The sequence below is a fragment of the Thauera butanivorans genome (assembly GCF_048398245.1).
Lineage (GTDB): Bacteria > Pseudomonadota > Gammaproteobacteria > Burkholderiales > Rhodocyclaceae > Thauera > Thauera butanivorans.
The window spans coordinates 1817271-1833147 of record NZ_CP183038.1 but is presented as its reverse complement, the minus strand read 5'-3'; the positions used below and the strand labels follow the sequence as shown (position 1 = coordinate 1833147).

At 66.1% G+C, this 15877-nt stretch carries 18 protein-coding genes; 1 reads left to right on the top strand and 17 read right to left on the bottom strand.

From position 1 onward, the window contains the following. The first annotated feature begins 27 nt into the window (after positions 1 to 27). Positions 28 to 465, top strand: a complete 438-nt coding sequence (locus ACNQFN_RS08880) for a GatB/YqeY domain-containing protein (protein WP_068634622.1) — start codon at positions 28 to 30, stop codon at positions 463 to 465. Between the two features lie 13 nt (positions 466 to 478). Here ACNQFN_RS08880 and uvrC read toward each other — a convergent pair whose 3' ends face one another. The 17 genes from uvrC to rpoE all read right to left on the bottom strand — a co-directional run bounded on the left by uvrC (position 479) and on the right by rpoE (position 15692). Beyond that, entirely contained in the window at positions 479 to 2299 is a 1821-nt protein-coding gene (gene uvrC / locus ACNQFN_RS08875; protein WP_418648581.1) for an excinuclease ABC subunit UvrC, read from the bottom strand. Between the two features lie 56 nt (positions 2300 to 2355). Then, on the bottom strand, positions 2356 to 3501 hold the full coding sequence (gene nagZ / locus ACNQFN_RS08870; RefSeq protein WP_068634624.1) for a beta-N-acetylhexosaminidase: 1146 nt from the start codon (positions 3499 to 3501) through the stop codon (positions 2356 to 2358). Between the two features lie 13 nt (positions 3502 to 3514). Next, on the bottom strand, positions 3515 to 4645 hold the full coding sequence (locus ACNQFN_RS08865; RefSeq protein ID WP_418648906.1) for a Fic family protein: 1131 nt from the start codon (positions 4643 to 4645) through the stop codon (positions 3515 to 3517). Positions 4646 to 4761: 116 nt separating this feature from the next. Further along, entirely contained in the window at positions 4762 to 5157 is a 396-nt protein-coding gene (acpS, locus tag ACNQFN_RS08860; RefSeq protein ID WP_068634626.1) for a holo-ACP synthase, read from the bottom strand. 14 nt (positions 5158 to 5171) lie between these two features. Then, positions 5172 to 5924: a pyridoxine 5'-phosphate synthase gene (locus tag ACNQFN_RS08855; RefSeq protein ID WP_068634627.1), complete on the bottom strand. Its 753-nt coding sequence runs from the start codon at positions 5922 to 5924 to the stop codon at positions 5172 to 5174. Then, the gene (gene recO / locus ACNQFN_RS08850; protein ID WP_068634628.1) at positions 5924 to 6694 is read right to left on the bottom strand and encodes a DNA repair protein RecO; all 771 of its coding nucleotides are present in this window, start codon (positions 6692 to 6694) and stop codon (positions 5924 to 5926) included. The genes ACNQFN_RS08855 and recO overlap by 1 nt, the downstream gene beginning before the upstream one ends. A gap of 22 nt (positions 6695 to 6716) precedes the next feature. Then, entirely contained in the window at positions 6717 to 7646 is a 930-nt protein-coding gene (gene era, locus ACNQFN_RS08845) for a GTPase Era (protein ID WP_418648580.1), read from the bottom strand. Next, positions 7643 to 8314 carry a ribonuclease III gene (gene rnc / locus ACNQFN_RS08840; protein ID WP_068634630.1) on the bottom strand — a complete coding sequence of 224 codons (672 nt, stop codon included), beginning with the start codon at positions 8312 to 8314 and terminating at the stop codon, positions 7643 to 7645. The genes era and rnc overlap by 4 nt, the downstream gene beginning before the upstream one ends. Before the next feature lie 4 nt (positions 8315 to 8318). Further along, the gene (locus ACNQFN_RS08835) at positions 8319 to 8681 is read right to left on the bottom strand and encodes a DUF4845 domain-containing protein (protein ID WP_068634631.1); all 363 of its coding nucleotides are present in this window, start codon (positions 8679 to 8681) and stop codon (positions 8319 to 8321) included. A gap of 11 nt (positions 8682 to 8692) precedes the next feature. Beyond that, positions 8693 to 9481: a signal peptidase I gene (gene lepB / locus ACNQFN_RS08830; protein ID WP_068634632.1), complete on the bottom strand. Its 789-nt coding sequence runs from the start codon at positions 9479 to 9481 to the stop codon at positions 8693 to 8695. 10 nt (positions 9482 to 9491) lie between these two features. Next, positions 9492 to 11288: a translation elongation factor 4 gene (gene lepA / locus ACNQFN_RS08825; protein WP_068634633.1), complete on the bottom strand. Its 1797-nt coding sequence runs from the start codon at positions 11286 to 11288 to the stop codon at positions 9492 to 9494. A gap of 52 nt (positions 11289 to 11340) precedes the next feature. Beyond that, positions 11341 to 11646 carry a glutaredoxin family protein gene (locus tag ACNQFN_RS08820; RefSeq protein WP_245650800.1) on the bottom strand — a complete coding sequence of 102 codons (306 nt, stop codon included), beginning with the start codon at positions 11644 to 11646 and terminating at the stop codon, positions 11341 to 11343. Then, a complete protein-coding gene (locus ACNQFN_RS08815; RefSeq protein WP_068634634.1) occupies positions 11643 to 13064 on the bottom strand; it encodes a Do family serine endopeptidase in 1422 nt (473 codons plus the stop codon). Before ACNQFN_RS08815 ends, ACNQFN_RS08820 begins: the two co-directional genes overlap by 4 nt. Further along, positions 13061 to 13558: a SoxR reducing system RseC family protein gene (locus ACNQFN_RS08810; RefSeq protein ID WP_068634635.1), complete on the bottom strand. Its 498-nt coding sequence runs from the start codon at positions 13556 to 13558 to the stop codon at positions 13061 to 13063. The genes ACNQFN_RS08815 and ACNQFN_RS08810 overlap by 4 nt, the downstream gene beginning before the upstream one ends. After that, the gene (locus ACNQFN_RS08805) at positions 13558 to 14526 is read right to left on the bottom strand and encodes a MucB/RseB C-terminal domain-containing protein (RefSeq protein WP_068634636.1); all 969 of its coding nucleotides are present in this window, start codon (positions 14524 to 14526) and stop codon (positions 13558 to 13560) included. Before ACNQFN_RS08805 ends, ACNQFN_RS08810 begins: the two co-directional genes overlap by 1 nt. After that, positions 14523 to 15083, bottom strand: coding sequence for a sigma-E factor negative regulatory protein (locus ACNQFN_RS08800; protein ID WP_418648579.1), 561 nt, complete (start codon positions 15081 to 15083; stop codon positions 14523 to 14525). Before ACNQFN_RS08800 ends, ACNQFN_RS08805 begins: the two co-directional genes overlap by 4 nt. A 9-nt stretch (positions 15084 to 15092) precedes the next feature. Then, the gene (gene rpoE, locus ACNQFN_RS08795; protein ID WP_068634638.1) at positions 15093 to 15692 is read right to left on the bottom strand and encodes an RNA polymerase sigma factor RpoE; all 600 of its coding nucleotides are present in this window, start codon (positions 15690 to 15692) and stop codon (positions 15093 to 15095) included. Between the last annotated feature and the right edge of the window lie 185 nt (positions 15693 to 15877).

Sequence of the window (15877 nt, the reverse complement as noted above, 5' to 3'; positions counted from 1 at the left end):
TGGAACACCTTACAACCGGAGCCCCCGATGAGCCTGCTGGCCCAACTGAAGAAAGATTCCCTGCTCGCGCGCAAAGCCGCCGACAGCGCGCGCGTCACCCTGCTGAGCACCCTGATCGGCGAAGCCGAGATGGTCGGCAAGAACGCAGGCAACCGTGAAAGCACCGACGACGAAGTGCAGCAGACCATCCGCAAATTCCTGAAGAACAACCAGGAAGCCCTCGGCGTGATCAAGGACGCCGAGCGCCGCGCGGCGCTCGAACAGGAGTCGACCATCCTGACCGCCTACCTGCCGCCGATGGCGAGCGAGGAAGAAGTGAAGGCCTTCATCGCCGGCACCGTGGCCGGCCTGGCCGACCGCTCACCCAAGCAGATGGGCGTGGTGATGGGCGCGCTGAAGGCGAAGTTCGGCACCAGCTTCGATGCCAAACAAGCAAATGCCTGGGTGAAGGAAGCGCTGGGCTGAACGCCTCCCCTGATCAATGCAGCGCAGCGTGGATCTGCTCGGCGAGCTTGCGGCTGACGCCGTCCACGCGGCACAAGTCTTCCACCGTGGCTTCGCGCACGCCGTCCAGGCCGCCGAAGGCGGCGAGCAGGTTGCGGCGGCGTGAGGGGCCGACGCCGGGAATGTCTTCCAGCTTCGAGCCGACACGCGCCTTGCCGCGCTTGGCGCGATGGCCGGTGATGGCGAAGCGGTGGGCCTCGTCGCGGATTTCGACGATCAAGTGCAGTGCCGCCGATTCGCCGCCCAGCGCGAGGCCTTCGCGGCCGTCGGGGAAGATCAGCGTCTCCAGGCCGGCCTTGCGGCCCTCGCCTTTCGCCACGCCGACCATCGCCACCGCCTCCAGGCCGATGTCGGCAAGAGTTTCGCACGCGGCGCCGACCTGGCCCTTGCCGCCGTCGATCAGGATCAGGTCGGGGCACACGCCCTCCCCGGCCGCGACCTTGCCGTAGCGCTTCTCCAGCGCCTGGCGCATCGCGGCGAAGTCGTCGCCGGGCGTGATGCCACTGATGTTGTAGCGGCGGTATTCGGCCCGCTTCATGGCGCCGGCCTCGCACACCACGCATGAAGCCACCGTGGCCTCGCCCATGGTGTGGCTGATGTCGAAGCATTCGATGCGCTGCGGCGCTTCGTCCATGCCGAGCGCCACCCGCAGGGCTTCGAGGCGTTGTTCGATGCGGCCGGCGTCGCGCGCCCGCGCCTGGATCGCCAGCCGGGCGTTCTTCTCGGCCATCTCCATCCAGGCCTTTTCCGCGGCGAAACGCGGCGAGACGATACCGGGCGGGCGCTCGGTGATCTCGGCCAGCGCTTCACGCACCGGCTCCGGCGGCAGGTTGACCAGGATGCGGGCCGGGATCGGATGCAGGCCATAGTGCTGTTCGACGAAGGCCAGCAGGCAGTCTGCCGCGCCCGACGACGCGCCTCCGCTGGGGAATTGCGGCCGGTCGCCGAGGTGGCGGCCGCCGCGCACCATGGCGATGTTCACACAGGTGAGGCCGTCTTCCTCGACGGCAGCGAGGATGTCGACGTCCTCGTCCTTGCGGCTGTCGACGAACTGCTTGTGCAGCACCGCCTGCAGCATGCGCACCTGGTCGCGGCAGGCGGCGGCCTCCTCGAAGGCCAGGCGCTCGGAGGCGGCGTGCATGCGCGCGGTGAGGTCGTCGATGACTTCGCTGGTCTGGCCGTCGAGAAAACCGGCGGCAAGCCTGACGTCGGCGGCATAGGCTTCGGGCTCGATCAGGCCGACACAGGGCGCGGTGCAGCGCTTGATCTGGTGCAGCAGGCAGGGGCGCGAGCGGTTGGCGAAGACGGAATTCTCGCAGGTGCGCAACTGAAAGGTCTTCTGCAGCAGATGGATGCTTTCGCGCACCGCCCAGGCGTTAGGAAAAGGCCCGAAGTAGCGCGCACCCTTGGCGAAGGCGCCGCGGTGGTAGGCCAGGCGCGGGAAGGCATCGGCGGAGAGTTCGATGTAGGGGTAGGTCTTGTCGTCGCGGAACAGGATGTTGTAGCGCGGCGCCAGGCTCTTGATGAGGTTGTTCTCGAGGAGCAGCGCCTCGGCCTCGGAGCGCGTGGCAGTGACGTCGACGCGCTGGATCTGCGCGACCATCATCGCGATGCGCGGGCTGGAAAGGGTCTTCTGGAAGTAGCTGGAGACGCGGCGCTTGAGGTTCTTGGCCTTGCCGACGTAGAGCACCTTGTCGTCCGCGCCGATCATGCGATAGACGCCCGGCTCCTCGGTGAGGGTGCGCAGGAAGGACTTGGCGTCGAAGGCGGGAGGGGTGGGTGTCGGATCGGTCATGCGGGTGGCTCAAGCGCCAGAGGTGTTCGACGGGCGACAAGAAGGGCGCTTCGGGATTATCCGTCCTTGCGCAGCATTTCGGTGCGCTGCTCGCCGATGCTGGCGGCGGTCATCGCCGGCGCAGTGCCGGCATCGTCGGCGATCGCGATCACCACCTGCCGTGCCTGGACGTAGGCGGGGTGGAGTTCGAGCCCGAAAGGGTCGGCCAGCCAGGCGGGAGACTCGGCGGCGGGGACGATCGCGGCCAGCCGGGCGAGGTTTTCCGCGTCGGGCACCGGCGCCCAGCGGTCGAGCAGTTCGGCGGCGAGGTCGGGCCGGTTACAGACGAGCAGCATGTCGCAGCCGGCTTCATGCGCAGTACGGGCACGGCCGACGATGTCACCGGCGACGCGGGCGCCTTCCATGTTGAGATCGTCGCTGAAAATCACGCCCTGGAAGCCGAGGCGCGTGCGCAACACCTCCTTCAACCAGAACGGCGAGAAACCAGCCGGCTGCGGCGCCGGGCTGGGGTCGGCCCTGGGGTAGATGACGTGGGCGGGCATCACGCCGGCGAGCTGGCGGCCGAGGCGGTGGCGGTAGGGAGCGATGTCCTCGTTCCAGAGCGTGTCGAAGTCGCGCGTGTCTACCGGCACTTCGTGGTGCGAGTCGGCCTCGGCGAAACCGTGGCCGGGAAAGTGCTTGCCGACCGCGCCCATGCCCGCCTGTGCCATGCCGGCAACCACCGCCTGGGCCAGCGCGGCGACCGCCTGCGGATCGCGATGGAAAGCGCGGTTGCCGATGGCGCGACAGGTGCCATAGTCGAGGTCGAGCACCGGCGCAAAGCTGAGGTCGACGCCATGCACGCGCAGTTCGGCAGCCAGCACGAAGCCGGCGGCACGCGCGGCATCGAGCGCGGCGAAGTGGTCCTGCTCCCACAGCACGCCGAGGCTGCGCATCGACGGCAGGCGGGTGAAGCCATCCGAACGGAAGCGCTGCACCCTGCCGCCTTCATGATCGACCGCGATGATCAGCGCCGGATCGCGCAGCGCGCGGATGTCGGCGGTCAATGCGCGCAACTGCTCCGAGCCGGTGTAGTTGCGCGCGAACAGGATCACCCCGCCGACCAGCGGATCGAGCAGGCACTCGCGTTCTTCGTCGGTCAGCGCGGTGCCGGCGACGTCGATCATGACGGGGCCGCGGGGAAGCGAAACGGGGAAGGTCATCGAAAAAGCCTCATCAGGGCGCAAACGTGTCGTTGCGGTTCAATTCATAGGCCGTGCTGCGCCCACCGTCCGGCGTCTTGCGCAACACCCCATGTGCGATCAGTTCGTTGATGTCGCGCAATGCGGTATCCGGCGAACATTTTGCAATCGCCGCCCACTTGCGGCTGGTGAGCTTGCCGTCGAATCCATCGAGCAGACGATTGAGCAGCTTGACCTGGCGCGCGTTCATCGGCGTGTGGCTCCAGCGAAGCCAGAAACGGGCCTTGAAGAACACCGCATCGAGCGCAGCCTGCGCGTCATCGACCGCGTGCTGCAAGGCATCGAGGAACCAGCTCAGCCATTCGGTGACGTCCAGATCGCCCTTCTGCGTGCGTTCCAGCACATCGTAGTAGTCGCGCCGTGAACGCTGGATCTGCGCAGACAAGCTGTAGAAACGCTGGGGACTGGTATCGGCACGGGCAAGGAAAAGATCACCGATTGCACGGCCGATGCGGCCGTTGCCGTCATCGAAAGGATGCAGCGTGACGAACCAGAGGTGCGCCAACCCAGCCTTGACGAGCGCAGGTTCGCCACTGCCGCCGTTGGCCCACACCAGGAAACGAGCCATCTCCATCGATAAACGTGCGGCTGGCGGCGCTTCATAGTGCACCTTCTGTCGATAGGGTGGCCCGGCAACGACCTGCATCGGCCTTTTGGCATCATCCCGCCACCTGCCGACCGAAATACGGTTCAAGCCGCTGTAGCCGGTAGGAAACAGCGCAGCATGCCAGCCGAAAAGCCGTTCCTGGGTGATGGGCGCCTCGCAGTACAGCGTTGCATCGAGCACCGTCTCCACCACGCCTTCTACGTGGCGATCGACAGGGGCCAAGGCACCGATATCGACACCGAGCCGGCGCGCAATGGAAGAACGCACGGACTCGGCATTCAGGATTTCCCCTTCGATCTCGCTCGTCCGCAACACGTCTTCCGTCAGTGCGGCGAGGCTGGCCTGATCGCGCAGACCGACGCCGACATCAGCCAGGCGGCCGAGAAGGATGCCCTGGCTGCGGCTGACCGCAGCCAGCCGTTCCGCCAGCGCCGGCAAGTCGTAGCGCCATTGCGGCCAGTCGTCCGCCTGCCAGATGTAAAGCCCGTCTCCGCTCATCATGTGGCGATTGTGGAGGAGATGGCTTGCAGCAGCAAGTTATTCACCGCATGGTTTGCGGCGAACAGGACAAACAATCGCCGCATGGAACATATGGACGGGAATAAAGCGACAACTCAACCGGCACGTGTATCAGTAGTGCACTCGATCACCGCGAAAGCCACGACTGTATCGCCCTCGTCGCTGATGCTCAGGTGCGCGCTCAAGCCCTCGTCGCGCATGTGGGCGGCGAGGCGTTCGTCGTAGCGGTAACCGGGTTTGCCGAGCGCATCGTGGGCGACCGCGACCCCGTGCAGCGTGGCGGGCACGGCGACGCCGGTGCCGAGCGCCTTGCCGAAGGCTTCCTTGGCGGCGAAGCGTTTGGCGAGGAAGCGCGCCGGGTCGCGGTGGGCGCGCCAGGCATCGACTTCGGACGCGGCGAGGATGCGCAGCGCGAAGCGTTCGCCGTGGCGTTCCAGTGCGTCGCGCATGCGCTGCACATGCACGATGTCGGTGCCGATGCCGTGGATCACGCCGCCCTGCCCGTTCAGGCCGCTTGTGCGGCTTCGCGCATCAGTCGCTTCATTTCGGCCACGGCCTGGCGCAGGCCGACGAAGACCGCGCGGCTGACGATGGCATGGCCGATGTGCAGTTCGCGGATGCCGTGCAGGCGGGCGATGGGGCCGACGTTGTAGTAGTTGAGCGCATGGCCGGCATTGAAGCGCATGCCCAGCCGACGCACCGCTTCACCGGCGTCGCGGACCTTGGCGAATTCGGCCAGCACTGCCGGCGACTCGGTGTCGCGGCCAGCGGCGTGGAAGGCGTGGGCATAGGGGCCGGTATGGATTTCGCAGACGCGCGCGCCGATGCGCTCGGCGGCTTCGATCTGCTCGATCTCGGCGTCGATGAACACGCTGGTGACGATGCCGGCGTCGGCCAGGCGGGCGATGACGTCCTTCAGGCGTGCTTCCTGCGCGACGATGTCCAGCCCGCCTTCGGTAGTCACTTCGTGACGGCCTTCGGGCACCAGCATCGCCATTTCCGGCTTCGTGCGACAGGCGATGTCGACCATCTCGTCGGTCGCCGCCATTTCCAGGTTGAGCTTGACCTGGGTCAGCTCGCGCAGCCGTCGCACGTCGTCGTCGTTGATGTGGCGGCGGTCTTCGCGCAGGTGGATGGTGATGCCGTCCGCGCCGCCGAGATGGGCTTCGACGCCCGCCCATACCGGATCGGGTTCCCAGGTGCGGCGCGCCTGGCGCAGCGTGGCGACATGGTCGATGTTGACGCCGAGTTCGATCATCAAAGCTCCTGCAATTCCTTCAGCACCCGGCGCGACTGCAAGGGCTGGCCGCCCAGGGTGTGGTTGATCAGCATGCGCAGCAACTGCTTGGACTGGGCCAGCGTCTCCGCGCGGGAGAAGTCGTCGGCGGCCATGTCGAGCAGGGTCTGGCCGGACAGCAGCGGCTGCTCGCCCAGCGCTGCGGCCGCTTCACCGCCTCCGCTGTCGCGGACTTCCTCTTCGAGGACTTCCAGCCGCACCGGGCCGCGTTCGATTATATAAAGGTAGCGCCCATCGGGCCGCACCGGCTCGCCGCTGTCGGCCTCGTGCTCCAGGCCGGCCTCGTAGCCCAGATCCTGCAACAGCGCGAGTTCGAAGCGGCGCAGGATGGGCGGCTCGGGCTCGCCGCGGCCGAGCGCGCGCACCGCTTCGGCGTAGGCGGCGAACAGGCGCGGATGAGCGTCTTCACGCGCGGTCAGGCGCACCAGCAGTTCATTGAGGTAGTAGCCGCAGATCAGTGCACGCCCGGTCAGCAGCGGCTGGCCGCCCTGCCATTCGGCGCGCACCAGGGTCTTGACCTCGCCGCCGCCGGACCAATCCATCAGCAGCGGCTGGAAGGCCATCAGCACGCCCCGCAGCTGCGAGTGCGGCCGCCGTGCGCCCTTGGCGACGAGCGCGACACGGCCATGATCACGCGAAAGGATTTCGACGATCAGACTGGTCTCGCGCCAGGGATAGGTGTGCAGCACCCAGGCCGTTTGCTGTTCGACACGCTGCTTGGGGGCTGCCATCAGCGATTCGCTGCTCTTCTACTTACTCGTAGCCGAGGCTCTTCAGCGCGCGCTCGTCGTCGGCCCAGCCGCTCTTGACCTTGACCCAGACTTCGAGGAAGACCTTGCCGTCGAACAGCTTTTCGAGTTCGACGCGGGCCTCGGACGAGATGCGCTTGAGCTTTTCGCCGCCACGGCCGATCACCATCGACTTGTGGCCCGGCTTGTCGACGATCACCGCCGCATGGATGCGGCGCAGCCTGCCTTCGACCTCGAACTTTTCGATCTCGACGGCAATGCCGTAGGGCAGTTCATCACCGAGCAGGCGGAAGAGCTTTTCGCGCAGAAACTCGGAGGCGAGGAAGCGCTCGCTGCGGTCGGTGATCTCGTCTTCCTGGTACATCGGCGCGCCGGCCGGCAGCAGCGGCGTGGCGGCCTTGACGAGTTCGTCGACGTTGCGGCCCTTCTCCGCCGACAGCGGCACGATCTCGGCGAAGTCGCGCAACTGGCGCACTTCGTCGATGAAGGGCAGCAGGCGGGCCTTGTCCTTCAACTGGTCGACCTTGTTGATGACCAGGATCACCTTCGACTCCACGGGGATCACCGACAGCACCTTGCGGTCGTCGTCGCTGAAGCGGCCCGCCTCGATGACGAAGAACACCAGGTCGACGTCGGCCAGCACCTGCGACACCGTGCGGTTCATCGAGCGGTTCAGCGCGTTGCGGTGATGGGTCTGGAAGCCCGGCGTGTCGACGAACACGAACTGCGCATCCGCTTCGGTCAGGATGCCGGTGACGCGGTGGCGGGTGGTTTGCGCCTTGCTGGAGACGATGCTGATCTTCTGCCCGACCAGGCGATTGAGCAGGGTCGACTTGCCGACGTTGGGGCGGCCGACGATGGCGACGAAGCCGGTGCGGAAACCATCCTCGGCCTGTTGGCCCCCCTCCTGCTGGTCCTGTTGCTGTTCGTTCATTTCGCCCTCAAGGCTGTCAGTGCGAGCTCGGCCGACTGCTGCTCCGCGATGCGGCGGCTGGGGCCACGGCCGAGCGTGCGGATGCCGAGCTTCGGCACTTCGCACGCCACTTCGAATTCCTGCGCATGCGCTTCGCCCAGCGCCTGCACCATCACATAGGTCGGCAGCGCAACCTTGCGCGCCTGCAGCCATTCCTGCAAGGCCGTCTTGGCGTCCTTGCTCGGCCGGCGCGGATCGACTTCGGCCAGCAGCGGCACGTACAGGCGGTCGATGACCGATCTGGCGGCGTCGAAACCGCCGTCGAGGAACACCGCGGCGAACACTGCTTCGAGCGCATCGGCCAGGATCGACGGGCGGCTGCTGCCGCCGGATTTCAGTTCGCCTTCGCCGAGGCGCAGGGCTTCGCCCAGATCGAGGTCGCGCGCGATGCGGTGCAGCGCGTCCTGCCGCACCAGCGAGGCACGCACCCGCGACAGCTCGCCTTCGCGCAGTTGCTCGAAGCGGGCGAACAGCGCCATCGACATCACGCAGTTGAGGATGCTGTCGCCCAGGAACTCGAAACGCTCGTTGTTGGGCAGGCCGAAGCTGCGGTGCGTCAACGCTTCGAGCAGCAATTTCGTGTCGGCGAAGCGGTATCCCAGCCGGTTCTGCAAGGTTTCCAGTGTCATGCCATCAACGCGCCCTGCTGCTGACGTGGAACTCGATCAGCAGGCTGACATTGGCCACCATCGGCACCACACGCTCGTAATCGACTTCGATGACGGTCTGGTTGCCTTCCCTGACGATGTCGAGATCGGTCGCGGCCACCGACGACACGTCGTCGACCTGGGCACGGCGGCTGAAGCTCTGCCTCAGTTCGGCCGGGCTCGCACCATTGTCGCCCTCGGTGGCGAGCACGCCGACGATGCGCTGGAGCGCCATGTATTCGGTGATGGCCGGTACCGTGCGGAAAACCATCAGCAGCACGAATGCGCCGATGGTCCCGAGCAGCAGCAAGCCGATCAGGCTCACGCCACGTTGATGCTTCAAGCCCATGCCTGTCTCCCTCAGTGGAAGCCGCCGATACGCTTCATGTCGTTGAAGTTGAACCAGATGAAGAAAGCCTTGCCGACGATGTTCTCTTCCGGCACGAAACCCCAGACGCGGCTGTCGGCGCTGGCGTCGCGATTGTCGCCGAGCACGAAGTAATGGCCCGGCGGCACGGTGCAGGCGACACCGCGGTTGGTGTAGGTGCAGCTCTCGCGCTGCGGGAAGTTCATCACCTGCGGGATGAAGGCCGGCGCCTCGCGCTCGATCAGCAGCGAATGCTCGACCGCGCCCAGCTTCTCGGTGAACTGCGGCGAGTAGTACAGCCGGTCCGGGTGCAGGTAGCTGCCCGCCTCGGCCAGCGGAACGGCCTCGCCGTTGATCGTCAGCCGCTTGTCGAGGTATTCGACGCGGTCGCCCGGCAGGCCGACGACGCGCTTGATGTAGTCCAGCGAGGGGTCGGCCGGATAGCGGAACACCATCACGTCGCCGCGCTGCGGCAGGCCGACATCGATGATCTTCTTGTTGATCACCGGCAGGCGGATGCCGTAGCTCCATTTCTTCACCAGGATGAAGTCGCCCACCAGCAGGGTCGGGATCATCGAGCCGGACGGAATCTTGAACGGCTCGACGACGAAGGAGCGCAACCCGAACACGACCAGGATCACCGGGAAGAAGCTGGCGCCATACTCGACCCACCACGGCGCGGGCGCGTTGGCGGCGCGCTGCTTACGGGCATGGAAACGGTCGAAGAACCACAGCACGCCGCTGGCCACCAGCAGCAGGAAAAGGATGAGGGCGAAATTCATGTGCTGACCGTCACTTGCCTTCGTCGGTGCGCAGCACCGCGAGGAAGGCCTCCTGGGGAATCTCGACGTTGCCGACCTGCTTCATGCGCTTCTTGCCTTCCTTCTGCTTCTCGAGCAGCTTCTTCTTGCGCGTGATGTCGCCGCCGTAGCACTTGGCGAGCACGTTCTTGCGCAGTGCCTTGATCGTCTCGCGGGCGATGATGTGGGCGCCGATCGCCGCCTGCACCGGCACGTCGAACATCTGGCGCGGGATCAGGCCGCGCAGCTTGGCAGCCAGTTCGCGGCCGCGGTACTGCGCGCTGGCGCGGTGCACGATCACCGACAGCGCATCGACCTTCTCGCCGCCCACCATCAGGTCGAGCTTGACCAGATCGGCCGTGCGGTATTCCTTGAAATCGTAGTCGAGCGAAGCGTAGCCGCGCGACACCGATTTCAGCTTGTCGAAGAAGTCCATCACGACTTCGTTCATCGGCAGTTCGTAGATCAGCTGCACCTGGCGGCCGTGGTAGCGCATGTCGACCTGGTTGCCGCGCTTCTGGTTGCACAGCGTGATCACCGGGCCGACGTAGTCCTGCGGCAGGAAGATCGTCGCGGTGATGATCGGCTCACGGATTTCCTGGTACTTGCCCGAATCGGGCAGCTTGGCCGGGTTCTCGACGTGGATCACCGAACCGTCGTTCAGTACCACTTCGTACACCACCGTCGGCGCGGTGGTGATCAGATCCATGTCGAACTCGCGCTCCAGCCGCTCCTGCACGATGTCCATGTGCAGCAGGCCGAGGAAACCGCAGCGGAAGCCGAAGCCCAGCGCCTGCGACACTTCCGGTTCGAACTGCAGCGAAGCGTCGTTGAGCCGCAGCTTTTCGAGCGAATCGCGCAGTTGATCGTATTCGGACGACTCGACCGGATACAGCCCGGCGAACACCTGCGGCTTGATTTCCTTGAAGCCGGGCAGCGGCTCGGCGGCCTTGCGGTTCGCCAGCGTCACGGTGTCGCCGACCTTGGCGGCTTCCAGCTCCTTGATGCCGGCGATGATGAAGCCCACCTCGCCCGCGCAAAGCTGTTCGCGCGCGACCGAGCGCGGCGTGAACACGCCGACCTGGTCGCAGGGATACTGTGCGCCGGTCGACATCAGCAGGATGCGGTCCTTGGGCTTGAGCACGCCGTCGATCACCCGCACCAGCATCACCACGCCGACGTAGTTGTCGAACCAGGAATCGATGATCAGCGCCTTCAGCGGCCCGTCGATGTCGCCCTCGGGCGCAGGCACCCGTGCGACGATGGCTTCGAGCACGTCCTGCACGCCCAGACCGGTCTTGGCCGAGCACAGGATGGCTTCGGACGCATCGACGCCGATGACGTCCTCGATTTCGCTGCGTGCGTTGTCGGGGTCGGCCGCCGGCAGGTCGATCTTGTTCAGCACCGGCACCACTTCGACGTCCAGGTCGAGCGCGGTATAGCAGTTCGCCACCGTCTGCGCCTCGACGCCCTGCGAGGCGTCGACCACCAGCAGCGCGCCCTCGCAGGCGGCGAGCGAACGGCTGACCTCGTAGGAAAAGTCGACGTGCCCCGGCGTGTCGATCAGGTTCAGGTTGTAGACCTGCCCGTCCTTGGCCTTGTAGCTCAGCGCGGCCGTCTGTGCCTTGATCGTGATGCCGCGCTCGCGCTCGATGTCCATCGAGTCGAGCACCTGGGCCTCCATCTCGCGATCGGACAGGCCGCCGCAGAAGTGGATGAGTCGGTCGGCCAGGGTCGATTTGCCGTGGTCGATGTGGGCGATGATGGAGAAATTTCTGATGTGGTTCATGCGAAACGAAAAGGGTGCCTTGCAGCACCCGTTTTCGGAATGGTTGGCGTCGTCAAGCCCGCGATTCTAGCGGAAAACCAGTGCAGTAAGCGCGCACTGCCGCCTCGTCCAGATGGTAATGGCAGAGTTCCGCCCCCCCTGCCAGCAGGACCGGGACGAGTTCGTCCCAGCGTTCCTCCAGTTCGGGATGCCGATCGATGTCGATGACTTCGATCGCCCAGCCGTATTCCTTTGCGATGGGCTCCAGCGCCGCGACGAGATCGTGGCACAGGTGGCACCACTCGCGGCTGAGGACGGTGAATGTACGGGGCCGGCCGGCCATGGCTGCGCCGGCCGAATCTCCGCCGGCCACACTCATTTCCCTGCTCGCAGGCTGACGTAGGAGGTGGCTTCGCCGCGCATGACCAGCAGGGTCACTTTCTGGCCCTGCTCCACGCCGCCGATCAGGCGGTTGAATTCTTCCACCGACTCCAGCCTGATCTGGCGTCCGCCGAACACGATGGCCTGGATCACGTCGCCTTGCTGGATTTCGGCCCTGGCGGCCGCGCCCTGGACGCGATCGACGATGAGGCCGCCTTCGATGCCCCGCTCGCGCCGCTGTGCCGGCGTCGGCACCGACAGCGCAAGCCCGAGCTTGTTCGCCGCCGGAGGCGTGCGCGGCGCGGCGCTGGTAGCCGTTGCCTCCTTCGGATCCTGCCACTCCCCGACCTGCACCTCGAGCGCCACGGGCTTGCCGTCGCGATACATTTCCACCTCCACGCTCTCGCCAGGCTGGACGGCGGCGACGATGCGCGGCAGGTCGCTGGACGCATCCACCGCCTTGCCGGCAAAGCGCACGATGACGTCGCCCTGCAGCAGCCCGGCCCTGGCGGCCGGCCCGCCGGGCTCGACCGAGCTGACCAGGGCGCCCGACGCATCCGGCAGGCCGAAGCCGTCGGCAAGATCGCGCGTCACTTCCTGGATCGCCACGCCGATGCGGCCGCGCTGCACCCGCCCCTTGGTGCGCAACTGGTTCTGCACGTCCATCACGACATCGATCGGGATTGCGAACGACAGCCCCATGAAGCCGCCGGTGCGGCTGTAGATCTGCGAGTTTATGCCGACGACCTCGCCCCGGAGGTTGAACAGCGGACCACCGGAGTTGCCCGGATTGATCGCCACGTCGGTCTGGATGAAGGGCACGAAGTTCTCGTCCGGCAGCGAACGCCCCTTGGCACTGACGATACCGGCTGTCACCGACTGGTCGAAGCCGAAGGGCGAGCCGATCGCCACCACCCATTCACCCACTTTCAGCCGCTCCGGATCGCCCAGCACGACGTGCGGCAGGTCGCTCGCTTCGATCTTGATCAGCGCGACGTCGCTGCGCACGTCGGCGCCGATGACCCTGGCGGTGTATTCGCGTTTGTCGGCGAGGCGGACGAGGATCTCCTCCGCCTCCTCGACGACGTGCGCGTTGGTCAGGATGTAGCCGTCATCGCTGATGATGAAGCCCGAGCCCAGCGACTGGTTGTCGGGATCGGCACCCGGATATTCGTGCCGGCGCGGGATGAACTTGCGAAAGAAGTCGAACATCGGATCCGACTCGTCGAGCCCCGGGAAAGGTATCGACGATTGCGGCCGTTCCCCGCGCACCTGGATAGCGCTGATATTGACCACGGCCGCACCCTGCTTTTCGACCAGGGCGGTGAAATCCGGCAGACTCGCTGCCGACACGAGCGGCACGAACATCAGAGCCGCGGCGAAAACCAGACTGCGGCGAAAGGCGACGAAGCTCATCGGGGTTCCTGAAGCGACTGCAGGCACACGGCCTGCGATGCGGTTTGATGGGACAGCCCTCGCCGGGGCAGCAACTCCATGCGCAGCTGTGAACGCCAGCCGCGGCTGCGAAACAGCAGGCGGTTGACGGCGAACGCCAGCACCAGGCCGGCAAGACCGCCACAGGCGGCACCGAGATCGGCGCTCCCTGGTCCGTCAGCCACGCTGCCGAGTGCCGCCCCGGCCACCAGCAGGACGGCGCCGAGCCCGTAGCTCGCCATGGCAGCCTTGAGTGGTGCGCCATCGGGGATGCTGACGAGGACGGTGTCGCCGGCTTCCAGCTTCAACCGGGTCGGCAGCACGAACTCGGCGCGGGGTCGTCCGAAGGCCTGGGTGATCTGCACCGAACGGCATCCGCCCGGCTCGTCGCAACGTCCGCAGCCGCCGCCCGCATCGGACACACGCAGCCGAACGCGCCCTGCCTCGACGCGCAGCACCTGCGCCACGGCCTGCATCACTGCCCGGAGGGTCGAATCGCGTCGCCGATGCGCTTGACCGCGCGCTCGGGCACTTCGCCGAGCACGGTGATCAAATGCCCGTCGAGCGATCGCTTGTAAACATTGATGGCACCGCTGGCCAGCGGCCCAAGGCCGATCGAAGCACCATCGGCAACCGGCTCGATGAACACCGATACCGAAGCCAGGCCATCGCTGAACACCATATGGACCGCCTGGCCGCGCTCGGGACCGAGCGGTCTGCGCATCACCGAGGTCAGCGCATAGCCGGGCACCTCTTCCGCCACTGCCCAGCCGCTGTCGGCACGCGCCAGATCGCTGCCGCGCGCATTCACGAAGCGCCAGTCATCGACATTCTGGAAACGGGGCGCAAGCAGTTCGTCGCCGATCTCGCCACCGATGCGCACGTCGCTGAAGGCGAATTGCTCGACCAGTTGTCCCTGCTCATCGACGGTGCGCGCCTTCAGCAGCAGACCCGACTGGACTTCCGCCCACAGCGTATGGCCGTAGCGCAGATCGTCTCTCGGCTCGAGGATGAGCGCCTGCGCTTCCATGCCCGCCACGCGGACGACCTCTCCCTTGCGAATGCGGTAGCTCTCGGCCAGACCGACGGGCGATGCAGGAATTCGCGCGGGGAAGGCACGCCGGCCGGCGGCCTCGTCGATGATGACGAGCTTCTGGTCCGGCAGCATGCAGCGCACTTCCATGCCTCTGCGGATCACTTCGCGCGGGCTGCCGTCCAGCGCCTCGAGGCGCTCGTACTCCACCCCGCCATCCACCCGGTGCGCGATGCGCGAAGTCTCGACATGCGTACCGGACTGGTACATGAAGGTGCCGACATAATTGAGCCGCTGCCCCGCCGACGCGATGCGCGCCATCCAGGACAGCGGGTCGCCCGGCGCTTCGGCCAGGGCAGGAAGGTGCAGCAAGGCGGCGCAGACGCCGAAGACGGCGGCCAGACGCCTCATCGGCCCGCTCCGCCCGATGCAGAGACGGTTCTCACATACTGCACGCCGGCCGGCATCGGTCCGCTGCTGACACCCTGATGGGCGAAAACGTATTCGCGCAGGGGATCGTCAGCCACGTGCTCGATGCCTGCGGCAAGCGGTGCCGCGGAAGGCGCGCCGACACTGGCAATGAGCGGTTGCGCCGCAACCCGCTGCACTTCCACGCCGGCGGGGCCGGCCGCGTCCTGCGAGTAGAGCGTCGCCGCGACCACTCCGACCGCAGCCACCCCCATCACCGAAGCCGCGATCGGCATCAGGGTCCGCACGACGCTGCGCCGGGCGGCGGACGCATTGGACGCGGCAGGTGCGAAAACGACGGGTTCATCATCGAGACCAGCCATGACCCGCCCGACGAAATCCGCCGAACCGGCCTGCTCACCGCGGATGACGTCGCCGATCAGGCAGTACGCATCCCAATCCTTCCTCAGCGATGCGTCGCGTCGCAAGCCGTCGAAAACCTGGCGTATCGCGTTCTCGTCGAGGTCGCCATCGATCAGCGCCGACAATTTGTCCTTCATGCCTACACCTTACCAACGTTTGTCCGGGGCCGTGTCCAGCAACGGCCGCAGGCGTTCTGCAATCGCTTCGCGCGCACGAAAGATCCGCGAGCGCACCGTACCGATCGGACACTCCATGATGTTGGCGATCTCCTCGTAACTGAGGCCTTCGAGTTCGCGCAACATGATGGCCGTCCGCAGCTCCTCGGGGAGAGCCGCCATCGCATCTTCGACGGTTTCGCCAATCTGGCGGGTCATCATCAGCCGTTCGGGCGTGTTGATGTCGCGCAGTTGCTCGCCGTCTTCAAAGGTCTCCGCCTCCTCCGAGTCGAAACTCGTCGAAGTCGGCGCCCTGCGTCCCTGCGAGACCAGCCAGTTCTTCGCGGTGTTGATACCGATGCGGTACAACCACGTGTAGAACGCACTGTCCCCGCGGAACGATCCCAGCGCACGGTAAGCCTTGATGAAGGTTTCCTGCGCCACATCTTCGACTTCGGCTGGATCGCGGATCAACCTCGACAGCAGGCGGTGCAGCTTGCGCTGGTACTTGGATACCAGCAAGCCGAAAGCCTGCTTGTCGCCGCGCTGCACGCGCTCGACGAGTTGCTGATCGATTTCGCGATCGGTCATGGAGTGTTCGTTCTTTCCGGATGTTCGAATGACAAAGCCGCCGGATTATAAGCGAGCACCCCAGCTCTCACCAAAGATCGAAGACACAGGGACAGACACGGCCCCCCGGGATTAGTTCATGCGCCGCACGGGCGATTCGGCCGGCTGCGTGCCGGGCGCCGGCACGCCCTTGAATGGCGCGCCAC

Bases quoted from the DNA above. Each gene is read 5' to 3' on its own strand.
- uvrC (WP_418648581.1), bottom strand. From the start codon at position 2,299: ATGACCGATCCGACACCCACCCCTCCCGCCTTCGACGCCAAGTCCTTC.
- ACNQFN_RS08835 (WP_068634631.1), bottom strand. From the start codon at position 8,681: ATGGGCTTGAAGCATCAACGTGGCGTGAGCCTGATCGGCTTGCTGCTG.
- ACNQFN_RS08810 (WP_068634635.1), bottom strand. From the start codon at position 13,558: ATGCAGGCCGTGGCGCAGGTGCTGCGCGTCGAGGCAGGGCGCGTTCGG.
- recO (WP_068634628.1), bottom strand. From the start codon at position 6,694: ATGGCAGCCCCCAAGCAGCGTGTCGAACAGCAAACGGCCTGGGTGCTG.
- ACNQFN_RS08880 (WP_068634622.1), top strand. From the start codon at position 28: ATGAGCCTGCTGGCCCAACTGAAGAAAGATTCCCTGCTCGCGCGCAAA.
- lepB (WP_068634632.1), bottom strand. From the start codon at position 9,481: ATGAATTTCGCCCTCATCCTTTTCCTGCTGCTGGTGGCCAGCGGCGTG.
- nagZ (WP_068634624.1), bottom strand. From the start codon at position 3,501: ATGACCTTCCCCGTTTCGCTTCCCCGCGGCCCCGTCATGATCGACGTC.
- rnc (WP_068634630.1), bottom strand. From the start codon at position 8,314: ATGACACTGGAAACCTTGCAGAACCGGCTGGGATACCGCTTCGCCGAC.
- ACNQFN_RS08805 (WP_068634636.1), bottom strand. From the start codon at position 14,526: ATGAGGCGTCTGGCCGCCGTCTTCGGCGTCTGCGCCGCCTTGCTGCAC.
- ACNQFN_RS08800 (WP_418648579.1), bottom strand. From the start codon at position 15,083: ATGAAGGACAAATTGTCGGCGCTGATCGATGGCGACCTCGACGAGAAC.
- ACNQFN_RS08855 (WP_068634627.1), bottom strand. From the start codon at position 5,924: ATGATCGAACTCGGCGTCAACATCGACCATGTCGCCACGCTGCGCCAG.
- ACNQFN_RS08865 (WP_418648906.1), bottom strand. From the start codon at position 4,645: ATGAGCGGAGACGGGCTTTACATCTGGCAGGCGGACGACTGGCCGCAA.
- era (WP_418648580.1), bottom strand. From the start codon at position 7,646: ATGAACGAACAGCAACAGGACCAGCAGGAGGGGGGCCAACAGGCCGAG.
- ACNQFN_RS08820 (WP_245650800.1), bottom strand. From the start codon at position 11,646: ATGAGTGTGGCCGGCGGAGATTCGGCCGGCGCAGCCATGGCCGGCCGG.
- rpoE (WP_068634638.1), bottom strand. From the start codon at position 15,692: ATGACCGATCGCGAAATCGATCAGCAACTCGTCGAGCGCGTGCAGCGC.
- lepA (WP_068634633.1), bottom strand. From the start codon at position 11,288: ATGAACCACATCAGAAATTTCTCCATCATCGCCCACATCGACCACGGC.
- ACNQFN_RS08815 (WP_068634634.1), bottom strand. From the start codon at position 13,064: ATGAGCTTCGTCGCCTTTCGCCGCAGTCTGGTTTTCGCCGCGGCTCTG.